The sequence below is a fragment of the Actinoplanes sp. NPDC051388 genome (assembly GCF_055586225.1).
This window is the reverse complement of the sequence record NZ_JBVJIP010000021.1, coordinates 119,878-141,088: the sequence shown is the minus strand read 5'-3', so window position 1 is coordinate 141,088 and position 21,211 is coordinate 119,878. Positions and strand designations below refer to the sequence as shown.

At 73.2% G+C, this 21,211-nt stretch carries 21 protein-coding genes; 11 read left to right on the top strand and 10 right to left on the bottom strand.

What is annotated here, in order from left to right; all coding sequences use genetic code 11:
- Nucleotides 1–106: 106 nt before the first annotated feature.
- From ACZ6TI_RS39610 to ACZ6TI_RS39595, 4 genes are all read left to right on the top strand, one after another.
- Nucleotides 107–1,492: a 5'-methylthioadenosine/S-adenosylhomocysteine nucleosidase family protein gene (locus tag ACZ6TI_RS39610; RefSeq protein WP_465350403.1), complete on the top strand. Its 1,386-nt coding sequence runs from the start codon at nucleotides 107–109 to the stop codon at nucleotides 1,490–1,492.
- 233 nt (nucleotides 1,493–1,725) lie between these two features.
- Nucleotides 1,726–2,268, top strand: coding sequence for an RNA polymerase sigma factor (locus tag ACZ6TI_RS39605; RefSeq protein WP_465350402.1), 543 nt, complete (start codon nucleotides 1,726–1,728; stop codon nucleotides 2,266–2,268).
- Entirely contained in the window at nucleotides 2,265–4,112 is a 1,848-nt protein-coding gene (locus ACZ6TI_RS39600) for a substrate-binding domain-containing protein (RefSeq protein WP_465350401.1), read from the top strand. Before ACZ6TI_RS39605 ends, ACZ6TI_RS39600 begins: the two co-directional genes overlap by 4 nt.
- A 91-nt stretch (nucleotides 4,113–4,203) precedes the next feature.
- Nucleotides 4,204–4,419, top strand: a complete 216-nt coding sequence (locus tag ACZ6TI_RS39595) for a hypothetical protein (protein WP_465350400.1) — start codon at nucleotides 4,204–4,206, stop codon at nucleotides 4,417–4,419.
- Nucleotides 4,420–4,421: 2 nt separating this feature from the next.
- Here the strand turns inward: ACZ6TI_RS39595 and ACZ6TI_RS39590 are convergent, their stop codons facing one another.
- The 5 genes from ACZ6TI_RS39590 to ACZ6TI_RS39570 all read right to left on the bottom strand — a co-directional run bounded on the left by ACZ6TI_RS39590 (nucleotide 4,422) and on the right by ACZ6TI_RS39570 (nucleotide 8,369).
- On the bottom strand, nucleotides 4,422–4,928 hold the full coding sequence (locus ACZ6TI_RS39590) for a hypothetical protein (protein WP_465350399.1): 507 nt from the start codon (nucleotides 4,926–4,928) through the stop codon (nucleotides 4,422–4,424).
- 7 nt (nucleotides 4,929–4,935) lie between these two features.
- Nucleotides 4,936–5,985: an alpha/beta fold hydrolase gene (locus ACZ6TI_RS39585; protein WP_465350398.1), complete on the bottom strand. Its 1,050-nt coding sequence runs from the start codon at nucleotides 5,983–5,985 to the stop codon at nucleotides 4,936–4,938.
- 76 nt (nucleotides 5,986–6,061) lie between these two features.
- Entirely contained in the window at nucleotides 6,062–6,862 is an 801-nt protein-coding gene (locus ACZ6TI_RS39580; protein ID WP_465350397.1) for a CPBP family intramembrane glutamic endopeptidase, read from the bottom strand.
- Nucleotides 6,838–8,082, bottom strand: a complete 1,245-nt coding sequence (locus tag ACZ6TI_RS39575) for an FAD-dependent oxidoreductase (protein WP_465350396.1) — start codon at nucleotides 8,080–8,082, stop codon at nucleotides 6,838–6,840. Before ACZ6TI_RS39575 ends, ACZ6TI_RS39580 begins: the two co-directional genes overlap by 25 nt.
- Before the next feature lie 44 nt (nucleotides 8,083–8,126).
- Nucleotides 8,127–8,369: a hypothetical protein gene (locus ACZ6TI_RS39570; protein WP_465350395.1), complete on the bottom strand. Its 243-nt coding sequence runs from the start codon at nucleotides 8,367–8,369 to the stop codon at nucleotides 8,127–8,129.
- Nucleotides 8,370–8,481: 112 nt separating this feature from the next.
- Here ACZ6TI_RS39570 and ACZ6TI_RS39565 point away from each other — a divergent pair, with 112 nt between their 5' ends.
- Nucleotides 8,482–11,376 (top strand): helix-turn-helix transcriptional regulator, encoded by a 2,895-nt coding sequence (locus ACZ6TI_RS39565; protein WP_465350394.1) that lies wholly within the window; start codon nucleotides 8,482–8,484, stop codon nucleotides 11,374–11,376.
- Between the two features lie 66 nt (nucleotides 11,377–11,442).
- Complete coding sequence (locus ACZ6TI_RS39560) at nucleotides 11,443–12,117, top strand: NADPH-dependent F420 reductase (RefSeq protein ID WP_465350393.1); 675 nt, start codon at nucleotides 11,443–11,445, stop codon at nucleotides 12,115–12,117.
- 18 nt (nucleotides 12,118–12,135) lie between these two features.
- Here the strand turns inward: ACZ6TI_RS39560 and ACZ6TI_RS39555 are convergent, their stop codons facing one another.
- From ACZ6TI_RS39555 to larE, 4 genes are read right to left on the bottom strand one after another with little or no spacing between them, the layout of a single operon-like run.
- Nucleotides 12,136–12,969, bottom strand: a complete 834-nt coding sequence (locus ACZ6TI_RS39555) for a patatin-like phospholipase family protein (RefSeq protein WP_465350392.1) — start codon at nucleotides 12,967–12,969, stop codon at nucleotides 12,136–12,138.
- A gap of 43 nt (nucleotides 12,970–13,012) precedes the next feature.
- Nucleotides 13,013–13,792, bottom strand: a complete 780-nt coding sequence (locus ACZ6TI_RS39550) for an SDR family NAD(P)-dependent oxidoreductase (protein WP_465350391.1) — start codon at nucleotides 13,790–13,792, stop codon at nucleotides 13,013–13,015.
- Nucleotides 13,793–13,801: 9 nt separating this feature from the next.
- On the bottom strand, nucleotides 13,802–14,494 hold the full coding sequence (gene larB / locus ACZ6TI_RS39545; protein ID WP_465350390.1) for a nickel pincer cofactor biosynthesis protein LarB: 693 nt from the start codon (nucleotides 14,492–14,494) through the stop codon (nucleotides 13,802–13,804).
- Nucleotides 14,487–15,338, bottom strand: coding sequence for an ATP-dependent sacrificial sulfur transferase LarE (gene larE / locus ACZ6TI_RS39540; RefSeq protein WP_465350389.1), 852 nt, complete (start codon nucleotides 15,336–15,338; stop codon nucleotides 14,487–14,489). Before larE ends, larB begins: the two co-directional genes overlap by 8 nt.
- Nucleotides 15,339–15,489: 151 nt before the next feature.
- Between larE and ACZ6TI_RS39535 the strand changes: the two genes are divergently transcribed.
- The 5 genes from ACZ6TI_RS39535 (at nucleotide 15,490) to ACZ6TI_RS39515 (ending at nucleotide 20,147) form a co-directional block, all read left to right on the top strand.
- Nucleotides 15,490–16,779 carry a lactate racemase domain-containing protein gene (locus ACZ6TI_RS39535; protein ID WP_465350388.1) on the top strand — a complete coding sequence of 430 codons (1,290 nt, stop codon included), beginning with the start codon at nucleotides 15,490–15,492 and terminating at the stop codon, nucleotides 16,777–16,779.
- A 105-nt stretch (nucleotides 16,780–16,884) separates the two neighbouring features.
- Entirely contained in the window at nucleotides 16,885–17,007 is a 123-nt protein-coding gene (locus ACZ6TI_RS39530) for a hypothetical protein (RefSeq protein WP_465350387.1), read from the top strand.
- A gap of 16 nt (nucleotides 17,008–17,023) precedes the next feature.
- On the top strand, nucleotides 17,024–18,226 hold the full coding sequence (larC, locus tag ACZ6TI_RS39525; RefSeq protein ID WP_465350386.1) for a nickel pincer cofactor biosynthesis protein LarC: 1,203 nt from the start codon (nucleotides 17,024–17,026) through the stop codon (nucleotides 18,224–18,226).
- Between the two features lie 53 nt (nucleotides 18,227–18,279).
- On the top strand, nucleotides 18,280–19,512 hold the full coding sequence (locus ACZ6TI_RS39520; RefSeq protein WP_465350385.1) for an FAD-dependent monooxygenase: 1,233 nt from the start codon (nucleotides 18,280–18,282) through the stop codon (nucleotides 19,510–19,512).
- Nucleotides 19,509–20,147 (top strand): DUF2461 domain-containing protein, encoded by a 639-nt coding sequence (locus ACZ6TI_RS39515; RefSeq protein WP_465350384.1) that lies wholly within the window; start codon nucleotides 19,509–19,511, stop codon nucleotides 20,145–20,147. The genes ACZ6TI_RS39520 and ACZ6TI_RS39515 overlap by 4 nt, the downstream gene beginning before the upstream one ends.
- Here the strand turns inward: ACZ6TI_RS39515 and ACZ6TI_RS39510 are convergent.
- Complete coding sequence (locus tag ACZ6TI_RS39510; RefSeq protein ID WP_465350383.1) at nucleotides 20,128–21,192, bottom strand: GGDEF domain-containing protein; 1,065 nt, start codon at nucleotides 21,190–21,192, stop codon at nucleotides 20,128–20,130. The genes ACZ6TI_RS39515 and ACZ6TI_RS39510 overlap by 20 nt on opposite strands.
- Between the last annotated feature and the right edge of the window lie 19 nt (nucleotides 21,193–21,211).

Below are 21,211 nucleotides of genomic sequence, written 5' to 3'. Positions count from 1 at the left end.
CCGGATGGCAGGTGTCCCAGCACCACACCCCCGGCCGGACTGATCACCCCGCTGGATGTGGGTTCGAGCCGCCGCGCACGATTGACGGCGCTAGTAGTTTGAGGACGTGGCGTCTGACCTCGGTGCGGACATCGTGTTCCTCACCGCCCTCAGCCTCGAATACGACGCGATACACGCACACCTGACCGATGCGCGCTCGCACATCGACCCGGACGGCACGCGCTACGCGATCGGCGGCCTCCCCGGTGTCGGACGCCGGGTCGCGCTGGCACTGATCGGCGAGGGCAACCTCGCCGCCGCCGCTCTGGCCGGGCGGGCGATCCAGGACTTCCAGCCCCGAGCGCTGATGCTCGTCGGAGTCGCCGGCGGGTTGACCGATGACGCGGCGGTCGGCGACGTGGTCGTGGCCACCCGGGTCCACACCTTCCAGGGTGGACGGGAGGAGTCCGAGGTGTTCCGGCCACGCACGAGAGCCTGGCCGCTGGCGCACGGCCTGGAGCAGCTCGCCCGCGAGGTGGCCCAGTCCGGCGCCTGGACCGCGGCCCTGCCCGGGGTCGCCGGTGGGTCCGCGCCCCGGGTGCATTTCAAGCCGCTCGTCTCCGGTGACGTCGTCCTCGACTCGCGCACCTCTCCGCTGGCCGGGCTGATCGCGAAGTACTACAGCGACGCCATCGCGATCGACATGGAGAGCGCGGGCGTCGCCGAGGCCGCCCACCGCAAGAACTTCCACCAGGCGATCACGATCCGGGGGATCAGCGACGCCGCCGACGGCGCCAAGCGCCACATCGATGCGGCCGGATGGCAATCGCGGGCCGCGGCGCACGCTGCCGCGTTCGCCGTCACCCTCGCGACGCGGATCGAGACCTCTGGGCCCGGCCCGGCCGACCCGCAAGTCCACCGGTACGCCCCGAGTGCCCGGCCGTTGTCCCGCCTGCACTCGGCGGTCCGGCGCGGCGGCCGGCTGGCGCAGATCCTGGCCGCGGTCACGGTGGCGATGGTCCTGCTGTTCGTCTACATCGGTGTGACATCCGTCGGTCAGGATCGAACCGGCCCGGGCGCGCCCGGTGCGACGACCAGCGGCACCCGGGACGACGCGGCGGCGGCCGGCTGGACATCTCTGCGCACCGGTCGCGACGTCACGCTCAACGACTGGCGCATGATCGACTTCGAGACCGGCGGGAGCGCCGATTTCGATCTGGACCTCGAGAACAATCCTCCGAGCATGGACCTCGCCCTGTCGCATGAGGGCACCCGCGTGTACGGATGGCTGTCCGTGCTGGAGACCCCCGGGGATCACGCCGTGTCCCGCTGCCTCGCCGCCGAGCGGTATGCGGACAGCATTCAGGACAACCTGCGGGACCGCCTGACCCGCGGCCGAGACGTCTGCGTGCGCACCAAGGAGGACGGCCTCGCGATGCTCACCGTCGATCAGGCTCCGAGCGCCGCGTTCCCCAGGCTGACGTTCCACTACACCGTGTGGGGGCTCCGCTAGGCGGCTGCACGAGTTGCACGGCGCCATCCTGCGCGGCGATCCGCGCCTGGACGCCCGCCACGACCTGGTGAGCCGGCCCCGGCGTCGTCCGAACGGGTGACATCGCCCGCCGCGCCGAGCCCGAAATGCGTAGTGGTAGGGGACAACGTCGTCAGCCGCCGAGGAGCGAACGATGCCCTGCTCGCCATCGTCCAGGTCACCGCGGTGACCACGGATTGCCATGGGTTGGCGAGATGAAGGATCACTGGGCCGCCGAGTTCGATGCCTTCGTCGCCGCGAATCGGGTCACGTTCTTCCGCATCGCGGTGAAGGAGTGCCGCGGTTGTCCCGACCCTCGGGAGGAGGCGCTGGACCGCATCCAGGACGCGCTGCTCAAGGTGTGGAAGAAGTGGGACAGTGCCCGGTCGCGTGACCCCATCGCCTACACGATCACCGCGGTGAAGAACGAGTGCACGAGCGCGCATCGCCGGACCAGCGCCGCCAAACGCGCACCGGAGACGCTCACCGATCCCGATGATCGATGCTTCGTTGATCGGGCCGGCCCGGATGGCACGGATGAGCACATCGACCGGATCGATCGATGGGCCCGGCTCAAGGTCCACCTGGCCGGGTTGAAGCCTTCCCAGCGCGAGATCGTCTTTCGCCGGCACGTGATGGATCAGAGCAGCAAGCAGGTCGCCGAGGAGATGGGCGCGCCGGAGGGAACGATCAAGTGGAGCACCTCCGACGCTTTCCGGCAGCTCCGCACCATGGCCGAGGAGGAGGGCCGGGGATGACTCACGAGACGCACGACCATCCGGGACACGACGCGGTTCCGTCCGCGGCCGACATGCTTCTCAAGGTCGACCGCTACCGGCGCCGTCCGGTGGTTCGGCTGATGCGACACCTGCGCAGCGTCGGCCGCGGCGCACCCCACCGAAGCCTCGACTTCCGGTGGGGTTCGGGTGTCGCCACCGCGTTGAGCATCGCCGTCGTCGTCGCCGTGCCGTGGATCGGAGGTCACCAGCTCGCCGGATCGAGCTGCGCCGGCGGCGTCGGGCTGACGATCGCGGCCACCCCGGAGATCGCACCCGCGGTGCGGGGCGTGGCCACCGCATGGAATGCCGAGGTCGCGAAAACCCGCGGCGCGTGCGGTGAGGTCTCGGTAACCGCCGTCGGTTCCGCGACGGTCGCCGCAGCCATCGCGCGCGAGAACGGAGTCGACCTCGGCGGAGTCGGCGCCGCCCCCTTGTCCATGGCCGCACCTGATGTGTGGATCCCGGACTCATCGACGTGGCCGCTCAGGCTGCGTGCCGAAGCCTCTGCCGCGATTCAGGAGCCGGGGCGCTCGATCGCCGAGAGCCCCGTCGTCGTCGCGATGCCGGAGCCCGTCGCTCGGCGGATCGGCTGGCCGAACAAGAAGCTGAGCTGGTCATCTCTCGCGGCACAGATCGAAGCCGGTCGCAGCCGCGTGGGCCTGGTCGACCCCACGCGGAGCGCCGCCGGCCTGACCGGCCTGATGTCCTTGAGCCGTGCCGTGGGCACCCGCACCGACGACCAGGCCGCGATGGCCGGCATCCTGCGGGCGTTCGCCGCGGACAGCTCCACGCTGACGGAGGACCTGTTCGAGAAGTTCCCCCGGTCCGAGGACGACCTCGCGGAGACGCTCAGCGCGGCGCCGATGTCCGAGTCCGATGTGATCGACTTCAATGCGGCGAAGCCACCCGTGAAGCTCGCCGCCGTGCACCTCGATCCGGAGCCCGCGCCGCTGGACTACCCGTTCGTGACACTTCCGCACCTCGGCCACGCCCGAGGTGCGGTGGCGGATGCCTTCCTCGACATCCTCCGGCGGCCGGAATTCTGCGACCGGCTCGGGGCGCTCGGACTGCGCGGGCCGGGCGGAGTGACCGGCGCCGGCTTCCCCGCCCCCACTGGTGCGCCGGTCGAATCGGCCGGTGCCGCTGACACCGGCAGCCTCGATCGCAGTGCGATCAGCCAGGCGCTGGGTGCCTGGCTCGCGGTGGTCGGCCCCGGTCGTGCGCTTGCCGTCTTCGACGTGTCCAGCGCGATGGCGGTCCCTGTCCCGGCCGCGGGCGGCGTATCCCGTGCGGAGGTGGCCCGGAAGGGGTTCCAGTCGGATCTGTCCTACTTGGATGACAGGTGGTCCCTGGGCCTGTGGCTGTTCTCCGCCGGCATGGACGGTGACCGGGACTGGCGCGAGGTCGTGCCGGTCGGTTCGCTGGCCGCGTCGCGAGGTGACCTCAGTGTGGCGATCGATGGCATCGCACCGCGATCGGGGAGCGGCCTCGGCCTCTACGACACCACCCTCGCCGCGTACCGGCGGCTGCAGAACGACTATGCGCCCGGCACTGTCAACTCGGTGCTGCTCGTGACGGCCGGCCGGAACGACGACCGGGACGGCCTCAGCCGTCAGCAGTTGGTGACGGAGCTGCGGAGGGCGGCCGACCCGGAGCGGCCGGTCCGCATCATCGCCGTCGGTGTCGGCACCGGCACCGATCCTGAGGAACTCCGAACCATTGTGGCTCCAACCGGCGGCCGCGTGTTCATCGCGGAGGATCCGGCCACCACCGCCCAGGTGCTGCTCCAGGCGATCTCGTCGGGGACCGGAAGGACCGGGTAGCGCCAACCACAGACGTGGTTTCGGCGTAGAAGGGGGTGGCAGAACACCACCCCGTCAGCCGGCCGCGAGCAATGCGGCGAAAGGACCGAACATGTCAGACTCCCCGGTGAATCCGGCCGACGACGAGTCGTGGGCGCCGCCGGACAGGGGTCGATCGTTGATCGATCTCCACGGCTTCGTGCTGTTGCTCGTCGCCACCGGAGCCGGCTTCCTGCTGTATTTCAAGCCGGCGGTCGGAGCGGCCGTTCTCGGCGCCCTCACCGCCCTGGGGATCCTGCTCCTCATCGTGAGTCGCCGTCCGCGGTGAGACTAGGTGATCGGGGTGCTCGCCAGCGACACGACGGTTCCGATCACCAGGACGGTCGCCACGGCCGGCATGAACCAGCCCGGCCGCACCCGGGCGCGCCACAGCGACCAGAGGGAGATCAGCGCGAGCAGGATGCCGAACACGATGCTGCCGACGTGGCCCAGGTCGGTCAGCGGCCACGCCTCCTGGCACACGGGCGGGCAGTAGACGATCGGGAAGCCGTTGGTCAGTGCCGCCCACCCGGCGCCGAGAATCCCGGCGCTGGCCACGCCGCTGCCGTTGCCCCGGGCGCCGGCCATGAAGGAGATCGCCCACCAGATCTGGATCAGCGCGACGCCGACAAGTGTCGCCGCCTCGGACAGGCTGAGCTTTCCGTGCAGGTCGAACAGTCCGACGCCGAAGTCGATGATGATGTGCAGAGCGCTGACGAACATCGTGGCCAGGCCCAGCCAGAGCCAGACCGGCATCCGCCAGTCGCGGCCGGACCACGCGAGCTGTTCGCTTCCCACCTTCGCACTATGGACCGGTCACGGGAGTGGAACCATCGGCCGATGGGCGCTTCCGCGATGATGATCCGGCCGGCGACGGCAGCCGGACACGGCCACCGGATCGGGCCGCCTCGATGACCGCTCGGACGGCGTCGGACACGACCGCGGCGTGCGCCCGCTCGGAGACCAGCGTGTAGTGGGTGGCGTCGGCCACGGTGACGTGCCGGCTGTTGGTGGACAGGCCGGCCAGCTCCGCCTGCAGCCGGGTCAGCTGGTCGGCGTACCGGTCCTGGTCGGTGACGCTGAGCACGAGCAGCGGGAGGTCGCGCAGATCCCGCGCGGCGTTCACCTGGCCGCGGGTCTGGCGGTCCCAGGCGAGCAGCCCGTCCGCGCCGGCCGCCCACCCGTCCGGCCGGGCCAGGTAGGCGCGCATCTGGGCGTACTCGAGGGCGGGCAGCCCCGCGATGAAGGACCGTTCCGCGCGGAACAGGCGCAACAGCCCGACGCGGGCGAACAGGGCGGTCAGCCGGTTTCCGGCGGCGACGGTGCGTCCGTTGCGGGAGGCCGGAATCGAGATCCATTGGTCGGGATGCGACGCGTCGACCAGCACCAGGCCGGCCACCTCGCCGGGATACCGATCGGCGAACATCCGCACGACCAGCCCGCCGTAGGAATGGCCGGCCAGCACGTACGGCGGCTCGAGGCCGGCCGCGCCGAGCAGCGCGTGCAGCTCGTCGGCGCTGGTAGCGGCGTCCAGCCGGCCGGTGCCGGCATCGCTCCATCCCAGCCGGGCGCGGTCGTAGGAGACCACCCGGCCGTCGCGGGCGAGATCGTCGCGGACCCAGGCCCAGTTGGCCGACATGGAGGCCATGCCCGCCTCGAGGACGACTGTCGGTGCGGCCGAGGGCGCCCCGGCCACCACCAGATGCAGGCGGTGTCCGCCGACGTCGACCAGGGCGCCGGGCGGCGGGAATCGGCGCCGATCGCGCCGGCTGGCGAGGGCCTGGGCCAGCAGACCGGCGCCGGCGAGCGCCGACCCGCCGGCGACGAGCAGAGCGATGATCTGGTACGCGGTCACGATGCGCTCCGTTCCGAGATGGCGGTCGACGGCACGAGTGCGCGCAGCGTACCGATCGGGGGCCGCACCCATGGCATCACCGCCGGACCTCTTCCAGGTGGGCGGGGGACCGGTCGGCCTCCGGCGCCGGCGAGGTCCAGAACCTGCGGTACGCGAAGAGCAGAACCACCGCGACGACGCACCAGAGCAGCAGGTTGACGACGATGGCGCGGGTCGCGTGGCTGCCCGCCGGGTAGAGGCCCTCGATGTTGAGCGAGCCCTCGGTGGCGTGCGCGATCAGGGTGATCAGGGCGCTGCCGGAGGCGTGATCGAACAGCCACACGTACCAGAGGGTCACGGCGAACGTGGTGACCGCCTGATAGGGCCGCAGGTTGAACTGGTCGATGAAGAACAGTGGCCCGTGCCAGATCGTGATCAGGACGGCGAGGACGAGGCCGGAGACCAGCGGCGAGTTGCGGCTCTGCAGGATCGGCAGGGCGTAGCCGCGGAAACCGGGCTCCTCGCTGAGCGGGCCGTTGAGCGGGTTGACGATGGTGATCCCGATCGCCAGCGGTACGCCGGCCAGGGCGCTCAGCAGGCCCTCGGGCGCCGGTGCGCCGGTCGCCATGGTGAGACCCATGGTGGCCGCGTTGACCAGCAGCGGCACGCCGAGGGCGAGCGCGTACCAGATCCAGTTGACCCGCCAGCGGATCAGGCGCGCGCCGATCTGTCGGAGGCCGGCCGGGCCGTCCGCGACGGCGGCGACGATCAGGGCGGCGATCAGCGCGCCGGTGTTGAAGAAGGTGCCCCACGGCAGCGGCGCCCAGGTCAGGAGGTAGGCGAGAGCGAAGAAGGCGAGGATGCGGTGGGTGCTTACGAACGTTCGGAAGCCGGACATGGGATGTCCTCCTGGTCACTGGGGCGGGCGGCGTCGACGGAGAGTTCGGAGAGATTCATGGCGAGCTTTCGCCGCACGGTCGCGGACCGGCCGGCCAGGCCGAGCACCGTGTTGCGGATCCGGCGGACCACCGGGTTGCGGACGGTCGCCGCGCGGGTGAGGCGGTCGGTCATGGCGACGACACCGGCCGCGACCGGGCGTCGCTGGGCCTCGTAGGCGTCGAGGTCGACCGCCCCGGCGGGCGCCGCGATCGCGTCGGTGAGGACCCGGGCCAGCGCCACGGCGTCCTGGATGCCGGTGTTCATGCCCTGGCCGCCGGCCGGGCTGTGCACGTGCGCCGCGTCGCCGGCGAGGAACACCGACCGGCGCCGGTAGTTGTCGGCCAGCCGGTGGTGCACGCGGAAGCGGGAGCCCCACACCATCTCGGTGACCCGGGCGGGGGCGGTGCGCGGGCCGCGGGCGTCGAGCAGGCGCTGCACGTCGGAGATGTCCGGCTGCTCGGGCGCCTCGTCGAGGGTGGCCACGATCCGGTAGCGGTTGTCGGGCAGGGGCGCCACCACGACCAGGCCGCCCGGCGAGAAGTACAGGTGCACGGCGTCGCGCGGGTGCGGCCAGGTCATCCGTACGTCGGCCAGCACGAAGGACTCCTCGTACCGGGCGCCGGTGAAGCCGATGCCGGCCCGCTCCCGGACGGCGCTGTGCATGCCGTCGCAGCCGGCGACGTACCGGGCGTGGACCTGGTGCACGGCGCCGCCGGGGCCGGCGATGGTGGCGACGACGCCGTCGTCGCCGTTCTCGATGCCGGTCAGCTGATGACGCCAGTGCACGGTGCCGCCGCCGTCGGCGAGGCGTTCGCCGAGGATCTGCTCGGTCTGGTCCTGAGGCAGCATCAGGGTGTAGGGGAACTTGGTGGGCAGGCCGTCGAAGGGCACGTCCAGCAGGGCCCGGTCGCGGTCGCGGATGCTGAACCGGGGCACGACGACACCGCGGCGGCACAGCTCGTCGGTCACCCCGATGTCGTCGAGGACCTCCAGCGTGCGGGCGTGGATGACGGCGGCCCGGGAGGTGTTGCCGCCCTGCTCGGCCTGGTCGATGAGCAGGAAGTCGACGCCTCGGGCGGCCAGGGTGCAGGCCAGCGTCAGTCCGGTCGGTCCGGCGCCGACGATCACGACGCCGCTCCGGGCCGGCAGGGCGGGGGTGCGGGGCTGGTCGGTTGTCATGGTGTCTCCCAGGTCGGGTGGGTGGGTGGGTGGGTGGGTGGAGATCAGGGAACGGCGACCGTGTCGACGCGGGTGGCCGTGCTGTTGCCGGCGACGTAGCGCGGAAGCTGGCTCAGTGCCGAGGCCGCGTCCTCGGCCGCGACCCGCCACCACACCTCGTGGCCGCCGCTGCGGCACGAGGCCAGCGCCTCGGTGTGCCGCAACGGGCTGGCGAATCCGCGGAACGCGGCGAACACGACCCCGCAGTCGTCGGCGGCGTGGTGATTGTGGAGAAGGAAGTACGTCACATGACGAGCATCGTGACTTTCGCGCCCGCCGACATTGGGGTGTGACCCTCAACCGCACCCTGGTCCGCGCCGCCGCCATGCGGCATGCTGCCGGGGGAGGGGTGGCATACCGGTGGCGGAGGACGGTCGCAGCCTGGTGGGGCGGGGCGCCGAACTGGACACGTTCGACACCGCGCTCGACGCGCTCGCGTCCGGCCGGCCGGCCGTCGTGCTGCTGGCCGGTGAGCCGGGCATCGGGAAGAGCCGCCTGCTGGCCGAACTGGGCGAGCGCGCCGACGCGAGCCGCATGCTGGTGCTGGCCGCGAGCGCTTCGGAGTTCGAGCAGGACCTGCCCTTCTGGCTGTTCGTCGACGCGCTCGACGAATATCTGCGGGCGGCCGGCCCGGAACGCCTCGACGGCCTGGACGACGTCGCGGCCGACCTCGCCGAGGTGCTGCCGTCCTGGCCGGTGAGGGCCGGCGCCGCGCCGGAGCGCGGAGATCCGCGATACCGCACCCATCGGGCCATGCGTCAGCTGTTGGAGACGCTCGCCGCCGGCGGTCCGCTGGTGCTGCTGCTCGACGACCTGCACTGGGCGGATTCCGGATCGGTGGAGCTGATCTGCGCGCTGCTGCGCCGGCCGCCGGTCGGCCCGGTGCTCTTCGGCCTGGCGATGCGACCCCGGCAGACCGGCGGCCGGCTGACCGCCGGGCTGGAGCGGGCGCAGGCCGCCGGCCTCGTGACCCGGCTGGAACTGGGCCCGCTGAGCCTGCCGCACGCACGGGAGCTGCTGGGAGCCGGCGTCGACGGCCGGAACGCCGCGGCTCTGCACACCGAGAGCGGCGGCAACCCGTTCTACCTCGGACAGCTGGCGCGGACCCGGCGTGACGTGCCGCCCGGCGCCGTCGCGCGCCCGGCCGGCGACGAGGTGCCGCCGGCCGTGACGACCGCTATGTCGGACGAGCTGGCCCTGCTCGACCGGACCACCCGGCGCGTGCTGGAGGGCGCCGCGGTGGCCGGGGACCCCTTCGTCATCGAACTGGTCGCCCCCGCCGCCGAACTGTCCGAGGCGGCCGTGGCCGAGGCGCTCGACCTGCTGCTGGCCCGGGATCTGGTCCGGCCGACCGAGGCGCCGCGCCGCTTCCGGTTCCGGCATCCGTTGCTGCGCCGGGCCGTCTATGACGCGGCGCCACGGGCGTGGCGGGTCGGCGCGCACGAGCGCATCGCCGACGCGCTGGCGGCCCGCGGGGTCCCCGCGGCCGGACGCGCCTATCACGTCGTGCAGGGCGCCCGTCGCGGTGATCCGGCCGCGGTGGCGCTGCTCCGGGAGGCGGGCGACGCGGTGGTCCGGCGGGCGCCGGGCGAGGCGGCCCGCTGGTATCGCGCCGCGGTGGACCTGCTGACGGACGCGCCGCCGCCCGAAGCGGCCGCGCTGTGGACGGCGCTCGGCGGCGCGCTCGGGGCGGCCGGCCGACTCGCCGACGCCCGGTCCGCGCTGGTCCGGGCCATCGAGCTGCTGCCCGGGGAGGCGATGGCGGCGCACGTTCCGGTGATCGCCGACTGCGCCCGCATCGAACATGCTCTCGGCCACTACGACGCCGCGCACCGACGCCTCATGGGCGCGCTCGCGCTGACCGGCGAGACGAACCCGGCGGTCTCGGTCCGGCTGATGAACGCGATCGCGCAGGACCATCTGTTCCGGATGGACTACGGGCGGGCGGTCGAGTGGGCGCGCCGGGCCGGCGCCGCCGCCGACCGGCTCGGCGACCGCCACATGCTCGCCGAGGCCGCCGCCGGGCTGGCCCTGGGCGCCGCGCTCACCGGGGTCCAGGCCGATGCCGGGCCGGCGTGCGACGACGCCGCCCTGCTGATCGACGCGCTGACCGATGAGGAGATCGGGCACTCGCCGATTCCGATGGCCGCCCGGCTCGCCGCCGGCGAACTGTTCACCGGCCGCCTCCGGGCCGCCGGCCGGCACGCCGACCGGGCCCTGGCCGTCGCGCAACACCTCGGCTCCCCGCACCACGTGCCGGTGCTCTACTGGGCCGGCACGGTGTGGACCGGGCTGGGCCGGCTGTCCGACGCCGCGGCGGTGGTCGACGAGGCCGTCGACGTCGCCCGGATCTACGGGAACCCCTCCATGCTGGGCTGGGCGCTGCTCGCCCGCTCATCGCTGGCGGTGGCCCAGGGCGACGCCGCCGCGGCCCGCGCCGCGGCGGAGGAATGCGTCGAGGCACACGGCGCGCCGACGGCGCTGCCCGGCGTGTGGGCCCGGGTCGCGCTCGCCGCCGCGCTGGTCGAGGCGGGCGATCCGGCTCCGGCCGAGCAACTGCTGAGCACGGATCTGGGCGGCGACGAGCTGGCGCTGGTGCCCGGTCCGACCCGGCCCGCCGCCTTCGAACTGCTGAGCCGCTGCCGGATCGCGCTGGGCCGGGGGTCCGAGGCGGCCGACGCGGCCGACCGGGCCCGGGCGTACGCGGTCGGCTCCGGGTCGGCTCTCGCCCGGGCGGTGGCCGATCGTGCCGCGGCCGCGGTCGCCCTGCACACCGGACAGCCCCGGCATGCCGCGGACCTGGCGCTGGCCGCCGCGAGAACCGCCGAGACCGCGGGCGCCGTCCTGGAAGCCGCCATCGCGCGGCAACTCGCCGCGCGTGCCCTCGCCGAGGCCGGCGACCCGGAGCAGGCGGTCACGCAACTCCAGCAGGCCTGCGCGGTGTACGACCGGTGCGGAGCCCCGCGACGCCGCGCCGAGGCCGAGCGGCAGCTCCGCCGGCTCGGTCACCGGCGCGTCCACCACCGCACCGAGCGTGGCTCCGGGAGCGGCACCGACGTCGCCACCCTGACCGAGCGGGAACGGCAGGTCGCACGGCTCGTCACGGACCGGCGCACGAACGCGGAGATCGCCGCGGAGCTGTACCTGAGCACCAAGACGGTGGAGGCGCACATCCGGAGCATGTTCCAGAAACTGTCCGTCAACTCCCGGGTCGAGATCGCCCGGGCGATCGAGCGGAACGACCGCGAACAATGACGCGCTGTGACCCAGGCCGCAGCCGCGACGGGAAATAGCGGTCCGGCCGGGCGGGTTGCCGCGGGCATGACGACTGTGGGAATCATCGGTAGCGGGAAGATCGGCGGCACCGTCGCCCGGCTGGCCGTCGCGGCGGGCTACGACGTCGTGGTGAGCAACTCACGCGGGCCGGAGACGCTCGAGGACCTGGTGGAGGAGCTCGGCCCGAAGGCGCGCGCGGCCACCGCGACCGAGGCCGCCGAGGCCGGAGACTTCGTGGTGCTGTCGGTGCCGCTGCACGCCTATCGGAGCGCCCCGGTGGAGGCGCTGGCCGGCAAGACGGTGATCGACACCACCAACTACTACCCGGCGCGGGACGGCAGCATCGCGGAGCTGGACGACGGTTCGGCGACCAGCAGCGAGCTCCTGCAGCGGCACCTGCCGACGTCACGCGTGGTGAAGCTCTTCAACAACATCTTCTGGCGGTCGCTGGGCTCGCTCGGTCGCCCGGCCGGCGCCCCGGATCGCTCGGCGCTGGCCGTCGCCGGTGACAACGCCGGCGCGAAGGTGCTGGTCACCGACTTTCTGGACGCGATCGGCTACGACGCGGTCGACGCGGGTCCGCTGGCCGAGGGCTGGCGCTTCCAGGCCGGCGACAATCCCGCGTACGGCAAGCCGTACGGCGACGGGGCCTCGTTCGAGGTCGCCGTCCCGGCCGGCGCCGGCAAGATCCGCACGGCGCTGGCCGGCGCCGCCCGCTGACCACCGGGGCCGGGCCGGTCAGGCGTCGTCCGTCCCGGTCCCGTGCTGCCAGGCGCGCCGGGCCGCGGCGGTGGCGATCAGCGCGCGGATCAGGGGCAGCGCCTCCTCGGCCGCCCGCCGGCCCGCCTCCTCGAACTCCGCGACGCGGGACAGCTCCCAGAAGGCGTACTCGTCGAGGGTGGGGGTTAGCACCAGGTCGGCGTGGCCGTCGACGGTGTCCGCGCCGCCCGGCTGCAGCGTGCTCGCCGCCACCAGGATCTGCAGCAGGGTGGTCGGCGGGCGCCGCGGCAGCGGGCCGGAGACGTCGACCGCCAGCACGATGTCGGCGCCCAGCTCGCGGGCCAGCGCGGCCGGCACCATGGTGACCAGGCTGCCGTCGACCAGCACCTGACCGTCCCGCTCGACCGGCGGGAAGACGCCCGGGATCGCCGCGCTGGCCAGCACCGCGGTGGCCACCGGGCCGTCGCGCAGCACCACCTCGCGGCCGGTGGTCAGGTCGCAGGCGATCGCGCCGAACGGCCGGATCAGCGCGTCGAAGTCACGCGAGCCGAGCAGGCCGTCGATGAAGGTGGCCAGCCGGGTCGTTTCGAAGAGCGCCTTGCGGGTGCGCGCCGGGCGGATCAGCCGGGCCCAGCGCAGCGTGCGGGCCAGCTTGCTGATGTCCGCGGGGCTGGTGCCCGCCGCATAGAGGGCGCCGACCAGGGCTCCGGCGCTGGTGCCGGTGAGCACGGCGGGCTCGAGGCCGGCGCCGTCCAGCACCTCCAGGACCCCGATGTGCGCCGCCCCGCGCACCGCGCCACCGCCCAGGGCCAGGCCGAGGCGGACCGGTTCCACGGATTCGTCGGAGGTCACCCTGCACACCATGCGTGCCATCCGGGCCGGGCACAAGGGCTGTTCAGTACACGGTGTATCCGCCGTCGATGACCAGAACCGAGCCGGTGACGAACGCCGCCGCGGGGGAGCAGAGATAGACCACGGTCGGGGCGATCTCGGGCGGCATCGCGTACCGCTGTTGCGGAGCGTCCTCGATCCACATCCGGCGCAGTTCCGGCCGGTCGACCGGCGCCATGTCGGTCTTGACGTAACCGGGCGCCACCGCGTTGACCCGGATGTGATCCGGCGCCCACTCCGCGGCCAGCGACCTGGTCAGCTGGTGGACGGCGGCCTTGGACGCGTTGTACGGCGCCTGCGCCTGCGGCCGGTTGACGATCAGCCCCGAGATGGAGCCGATGTTCACGATGCTGCCGCCGCCGGTGGCCCGCAGGTGACGCCCGGCGGCGAGGCTGACCTTCCACACCGCGCGGACGTTGAGGTCGAACACCTGCTGCCATTCGTCGTCGGTGGCGTCCCACGCCGGGTTGTGGAAACCGGTGCCGGCGTTGTTCACCACGATGTCGAGCCCGCCGAGCGCCTCGACGGCCTCATCGACGCCGCGCTGCACGTCGTCGTCGTTCGACAGGTCGGCGGCGATGGCGTGGGCCTCGATGCCGTCGGCGGCGAGCCGGTCGACCGCCGTCCGATTGGCGTCGGCGTCCCTGCCGATGAACGCGACCGAGGCGCCGCAGTCGGCCAGTGCCTGAGTGAACGCGTACCCGAGGCCGCGGTTGCCACCGGTGATCAGCGCCTTGCGACCCTGCACGGAGAACGCGGCCAGGCCGCGGGGAAACTCGCTCATAGCTGCACCTTAGGGCGCGGGCGCGGCGATCTGGGCCGCGAGGTGCCCGGCGCCGTACCCGTTGTCGATGTTCACCACGCCGACCCCGGGCGCGCAGGCGTTGAGCATGGTCAGCAGGGCCGCGATGCCGCCGAACGCGGCTCCGTAACCGACCGAGGTCGGCACGGCCACCACCGGCGCCGCGACCAGGCCGGCGACGACGCCGGGGAGCGCGCCGTCCATGCCGGCCACGACCACGATCGCGCGGGCCTGCCGGAGCAGTTCCAGCCGGGCGACGATGCGGTGCAGCCCGGCGACCCCGACGTCCACCACGGCCCGGGTCGGGCGGCCGAGGTAGCCGGCGGTGAGCTCGGCCTCGCGGGCCACCGGCAGGTCGGAGGTGCCGGCCGCGACCACGACGACGAGCCCGCCGGTGGCCCGGGGAGCCTGCGGCGGCCAGGCGAGCAGACCGGCCTCGGGGTCGTGGAAGGCATCGGCGAGCTCGGCGCGGACCGCTTCGGCGTGTGCCGGGGTGGCGCGGGTGAACAGCGTCGTCGCCGGCGGGCCGGGACGGGCGGCCAGGGACCGGGCGATGGTGCGGAGCTGGTCGGTGGACTTGCCTTCGCAGTACACGGCCTCCGGGTAGCCGCGCCGGTGTGCCCGGTCGTGGTCGAGGTCGGCCAGCTCGTGCAGCGGCCGCGGTGGCTGCCAGGCGTCAGCCATGCCGGGCGGCGAGCAGGGGGAGGGTGAAGGCGCCGGACTGGATGCCGGCCAGGTCGACGGCCACGAACCGGAAGCCGGCCGCCCGGACCGCGGTGACGATCAGGTCGCGGACCGGCGGGGACACCGCCTTCGGCAGGTCGTCGGCGAGCAGCTCGACCCGGGCGACGTCGCCGTGATGGCGTACCCGGGAATCGGTGAATCCGAGCGTGCGCAGCGCCGCCTCGGCCTCCTCGATCTGGCGCAGTTTGCCCGGGTCGACCCGCTCGGCGTGCGGGATCCGGGAGGCGAGGCAGGGCGCCGCCGGTTTCTCCGCGCACGGCAGGCGCATCGCGCGGGCCAGGCGGCGCACGTCGGCCTTGGCCAGGCCGGCTTCCGCCAGGGGACGCAGGACCCCGTGCTCGGTGGCGGCCCGGGACCCGGGCCGGTCGGGGCGCCGGGCGTCGTCGGCGTTCTCGCCGTACGCGACCGCGTCGAGGGCGTGCCGGGCGGCCAGTTCGGCGTCGATGCGGGTGAAGAGCTCGTCCTTGCAGTGGTAGCAGCGATCGGGACCGTTGGCGACATAGGCCGGCCGCTCGGCCTCGTGGGTGACGACCTCGACCACGGGGACGCCGATGAAGGCGGCGACCTCGTGCGCGGCGGTGCGCTCGGCGGCGGCCAGGCTGGGCGAGACGCCCAGGACGGCGAGCACCTGGTGTACGCCGAGCGCCCGCACCGCCAGCGCGACCAGCACGGCGGAGTCGACGCCGCCGGAATAGGCGACCCCGAGCCGCCGGATGCCGCGCAGCGTGGCGCCGACGCGGTCGGCGGTCCCGGTCAGGTCGCCGAGATCGGCCTCGGGATCCATGGCGTCCATTGTCGAATCGTTCCCTTCGGGCGCGGCCGGGGTGGCGCGCCGTCCCTCATTACCGCCGAAATCGGCGTCTTAGTCCAAGAGGTTGCCATCAGTTGCCGTCCGCGCTTGCCGTGCGTACCGGTGCCGGGTCAGATTGGGACCCATGACGAGCCGCACCGACACCGCTGTCCAGAACCACCTCCCCGCCGCACGACTCGGCGGAGCCGAGGGCGTGCTGACCGACGATCAGGTGCGGGACTTCGTTCGCGAGCAGCTGGCCGCCGTCGACCTGGACGGCCGCAGCGTCTGCATCCTGGTGCCGGACGGCACCCGCACCTGCCCGCTGCCGCTGCTGCTCGGCGCGATCCACGAGGCGCTGTCCGGGCGGGCGAGCCGGATGACCACGCTCATCGCGCTCGGCACGCACCAGCCGATGAGCGACGCGGCGATCGCCCGGCACCTCGGGTTCACCGAGGGGGCGCTGGAAGCGACCTATCCCGGCATGACGGTCCTCAACCACGAGTGGTGGCTGCCCGAGACGTTCGCCGACCTGGGCACGATTCCCGCGGAGCGGCTGTCGGAGCTGTCCGAGGGGCGGCTCGCCATGGACGTCCGGGTGCTGCTGAACCGGGCCGTCGTCGAGCACGACGTCGCCCTGGTCGTCGGGCCGGTGCTGCCGCACGAGGTGGTCGGGATCTCCGGCGGCAACAAGTACTTCTTCCCGGGGGTGGCCGGTCAGGAGATCATCGACGTCTCGCACTGGATCGGCGCGCTGATCACCTCGGCGGAGATCATCGGCACCACGGCGGTCACCCCGGTCCGGGCGCTGATCAATGAGGGCGCCGCGCTCGTACCGGCGGAGAAGTTGTCCTTCTGTGTGGTCGGCGAAGCCGGCAGCCCGGCCCTGCACTCGATCTCCTTCGGCGACACCATCTCGGCCTGGTCCGACGCCGCCGAGGTCTGCGCGGCGACCCACGTGCACTACCTCGACGAGCCGGTGCACCGGGTCATCTCCCTGGTGCCGGAGATGTACCAGGACATCTGGACCGGCGCCAAGGGCTTCTACAAGCTCGAACCGGCGGTGGCCGACGGCGGCGAGGTCATCCTCTACGCCCCGCACATCACCGAGATCTCGACGAGCCACCCGGAGATCAACGAGATCGGCTACCACTGCCGCGACTACTTCGTGAAGCAGTGGGACCGCTTCAAGCACATCCACTGGGGCACCCTGGCCCACTCGACCCACCTGCGCGGCTCCGGCACCTACGACCCGGAGACCGGCGAGGAGCGGCTGCGCGTGCGGGTGACCCTGGCGACCCGCATCCCGGCCGAGGTCTGCCACGCCGCCAACCTGGGCTACCTGGACCCGGACACCATCGACCTGCCGGCCGAGATCGCGGCCGGCACGTTCGTCGTGCCCAACGCCGGCGAGGTCCTGTTCCGCCTGCGGTGAGCCGAGGCAACTCCTGGCAATCCCTGCGCCCGCCGCGGGTCGCGATGGGTCAATCGCGGGTCGCGATGGGTCAATGGAGCATCACCGAAGCGAAAGGGCCCGATCATGCTCCGCCCCCAGGACAGCTCCACCCGCGAGAACAAGCGACTCGACGGTCTCTGGTCCTTCCGGCTCGACCGGGACTCGGCCGCCTTCGCCCTGCGCCGCCGCCGGCGCGGCAAGTCCTGATCGGATGCCATCGACGATGCGGGAAGCCTGGCTGGACGTCTCCGCCGGCGTGGCCGGAGACATGCTGCTCGGCGCTCTTCTCGACGCGGGCGCCTCGCTGGCGGTGGTCCAGGCGGCGGTCGACGCCGTGGTGCCGGGCGCGGTGACCCTGTCGGTGGCGCCCGTCGTGCGGGCCGCGCTGCGGGCGGCCAAGCTGACCGTCGACGTGGCCGAGCCGATCCAGCCGCACCGCCGCTGGCACGACCTGCGCGGCATGCTCGAGCGGGCGCCGCTGGACGGGCCGGTCCGCCGCGACGTGATCGCCGTGTTCACCGCGCTGGCGCAGGCCGAGGGGCGGGTGCACGGCATCGCCGCGGACGACGTCCACTTCCACGAGGTCGGCGCGGTGGACTCCGTCGCGGACATCGTCGGGGTCTGTGCCGCGCTGCACGACCTGGGCGTCGGGCGGCTGACCGCCGGGCCGATCGCGCTCGGCTCGGGCCGCGTGGCCACCGCCCACGGCGCGCTGGCCGTGCCGGTGCCCGCGGTCCTGGAGTTGTCCCGGGGATGGCTCGTGTCCGGCGGCGACCGCCCGGGTGAGCTGGCGACGCCGACCGGCGTCGCGCTGGTCACCACCCTCGCCCACGAGGTCGCGTCGATGCCCTCGATGCGGGTGGCGCGGGTGGGGGTCGGCGCCGGCGCCCGCGACCCGGCCGGCCTGGCGAACGTGGTCCGGGTGGTGCTGGGCGAGCCGGCCGCCGCGTCCGTGTCCGCGGAGGTGGTGATCGAGGCCAACGTCGACGATCTCGATCCGCGGGTGTGGCCGTCGGTGCTGGCCGCCCTGCTGGCGGCCGGCGCCGCCGACGCCTGGCTGACCCCGATCGTCATGAAGAAGGGCCGTCCCGCCCACACGGTGCACGCCCTGACCCCGGCACCCCGGGTCGCCGAGGTGCGCGGCGCGATGATCGCGCACACCAGCACGATCGGGGTACGCGAGACCGCGGTGCGAAAGTTCGCCCTGCCCCGGAGCTGGCTGCCGGTCGACCTCGACGGCGAGACGGTACGCATCAAGATCGCGCACCAGGACCACGTGATCCTCCGCGCCACCCCCGAGTTCGACGACGTCCAGGGCGTCGCGGACCGGCGCGGCGTCCCGATCCACGACGTCCTCGCGCAGGCCGTCGCGGCGGCCCAGGCCCGGGGCCTGGCGCCCGGTCAGCCGTGGGCCTCGGGCAGCTGACCGCTGTCTGTTACCCGGCAGCGGCGCTGCCGGAGGCGGTGGACCATCGTGCGATGGCGGATTCGTTGTCGGTCGGCGTCGTCGGCGGGGGCATCGGCGGTCTGGCCGCCGCCGCGAGCCTGCTGCGGGCGGGCCTGGACGTGCACGTGTACGAGCAGGCGGCCCGGCTGTCCGAGGTGGGCGCCGGCGTGCAGGTCAGCCCGAACGCGTCGCGCGTCCTGCACGGGCTGGGGCTGGCCGGCCCGCTCGGCGCGACCGGCGTGAAGCCGCTGGCCTGGCACCAGCGCCGCTGGGACGACGGCCGAACCCTGCTGCGCGCGCCGCTGGCCGAGGCGCTGGAGGCGACCTTCGGCTTCCCGCACTATCAGATGCACCGGGCCGATCTGCTCGACGCGCTGGCCGCGGCGCTGCCGGCCGGCCGGATCCACCTCGGGCACCGCCTCACCGGCCTCGCCGACCACGACGACGGGGTGCGGGCCGTGTTCGCCGACGGCGGCCGGGCCCGGTTCGACGTGCTGGTGGGTGCGGACGGCATCCACTCCGCGGTGCGCGGGCTGCTGTTCGGTCCCGCCGACGCCCGGTTCACCGGCTGTGTCGCCTACCGGGCCGTGGTCCCCGCCGACCGGCTCCGCCACCTGGATCTCGAGGTGACCGCGCAGATCTGGATGGGGCCGGGCCGGCACTTCGTGCACTACTTCATCAGCGGCCGGCGCTCGGTCAACTTCGTGGCGGTGGTGGAACAGGATCGGTGGACCCGCGAGTCGTGGACCGACCGGGCCGAGACCGCGGATGTGCGGGCCGCGTTCGCCGGGTGGCATCCCCAGGTGCGGGAGCTGATCGGCGCCGCCGACGAGATGTACGTGTGGGCGCTGTTCGACCGGCCGCCGATGCCCGGCTGGTCGGCCGGGCGGTCCACGCTGCTGGGCGACGCCGCCCACGCGATGCTGCCGTTCATGGCGCAGGGCGCCGCGCAGGCGATCGAGGACGGCGCCACCCTGGCCGCGGCACTGCGGCCGCTGCGGCGCGGTGCGAGCGCGGCCGAGGTGGCCGGCGCCCTGGCCGGCTACGAGCGGGCCCGGCTGCCGCGCACCGCACGCCTGCAGGAGATGTCGGCCGGCAACAAGACCCGCTTCCACCTGCCGGACGGGCCGGCCCAGCGGGAGCGCGACAGTCAGCTGGCGGCCGGTCCGCGGGACTGGTCGTTCAACGGCCTCGGCTGGCTCTACGACCACGACGCCACCCTCGGGTTGCCCGCGTCCGGGCGGAGGCTCAGACTCGCGGAGTGACATTCCGTGGCTGGCCGGACGAGGCGCTCGAGTTCTACGAGGGGCTCAGCGCCGACAATTCGAAGACCTACTGGACCGCGCGGACGAAGGTCTACGAGAGCCGGGTGCGCGAGCCGATGGAGCAACTGCTCGCCGCGCTCGAGCCGGAGTTCGGGCCGGGCAAGATCTTCCGGCCGTACCGGGACGTGCGGTTCAGCAAGGACAAGACGCCGTACAAGACGCATCTGGGCGCGTGGCTCGCCGAGGGCGGCTATCTGCAGCTGTCGGCCGACGGCCTGGCGGCCGGTTCCGGGATGTACCAGATGGCCCCGGACCAGCTCGATCGATATCGGCGGGCGGTCGCGGACGACCGCTCCGGCGGGGAGCTGACCGGCCTGATCGCGGCGATCGAGCGGGCCGGGATCGGGGTGCGCGGGCGAGACAGCCTGAAGAAGGTGCCCCGGGGCTATCCGAAGGACCATCCGCGGCTGGACCTGCTGCGGCACAAGGGGCTCATCACCTGGAAGGAATGGCCGCCGGCCGGGTGGCTGGGCACGGCGGCGGCAAAGAAGAAGATCGTCGACTTCCTGCGTACGAGTAAGCCGCTGACGTCGTGGCTCGACGCGAACGTCGGGCCTACGCGGCCACCGGGGTGATGTTGATCCGGTTCCGGCCCTCGCGCTTCGCCTCGTAGAGTGCCCGGTCGGCGAGCTGGACCAGCTCGTCCGCGGTGCCGCCGCTCGCCGGGGTCATGGCGGCGACTCCCATGCTGACCGAGACCACGCCGATCGGCGACACCGCATGCTTCTCGTCGAGATCGGCCAGGTTGCGCCGGATCCGCTCGGCCGCCAGCCGGGCGCCGGCCACGTCCGAGCCCGGCAGCAGCACCAGGAACTCCTCGCCGCCATAGCGGACGGCCAGGTCGGTGTTGCGGATGCCGCTGGTCACCGCGGCGCCGACCTTGCGCAGGCACTCGTCGCCGCCGAGGTGGCCGTAGTGGTCGTTGTACTGCTTGAAGTGGTCGATGTCGATCATGACGAGCCCGATCGGCAGGCCGGTGCGGATCGCCTCGTTCCACTTGCCCGCCAGCGTCTCGCTCAGGTGCCGGCGGTTGGCCATGCCGGTGAGGGGATCGGTGCGGCTGAGCAGTTCGAGGCGGTCGTTGGCGGCGGCGAGGGCGCGCGTGTTGTCGGCGACCGTGCGTTCCGTCCTGACCCGGATGAACAGCACCAGCAAACCGAGGGCGACATGGGCCACCCCGACCCCGATGACCACGCCGGCCACGTCCGCCCCGCGCAGGACGATCTGCGAGACGGCGTAGGTGGCGGGGACGACGCTCAGGCCGATCTCGGCGAACGGGCGTGGCGTCATCAGCGCCATGTAGAGAATCGAGGCCGCCATGATGGTGACGGCCATCTGCGGTTCGTCCGGCATCAGCCAGCCCCACAGCGCGACGATCAGGGCCGCGGAGGCCACCGTGATGGGCGCCTCGTTCATCCGCGTGTGGTGCTGCTTGCGGATGGCGACGGAGACGGCGATGACGACGCCGATGACGATCATCGTCACCCGCCGGGCGCCGTTCGTCTGGACGACACCGACCAGGTAGAGCGGAATGGTGGCGCCGGCCAGGAGGTGCATCCGCCGCCCGGCGATCTCGACGAGCGAGATCGAATCGCCGCCTCCGGTCGCCTGCTCCTTCACATGGAACCTTTTCGGCACG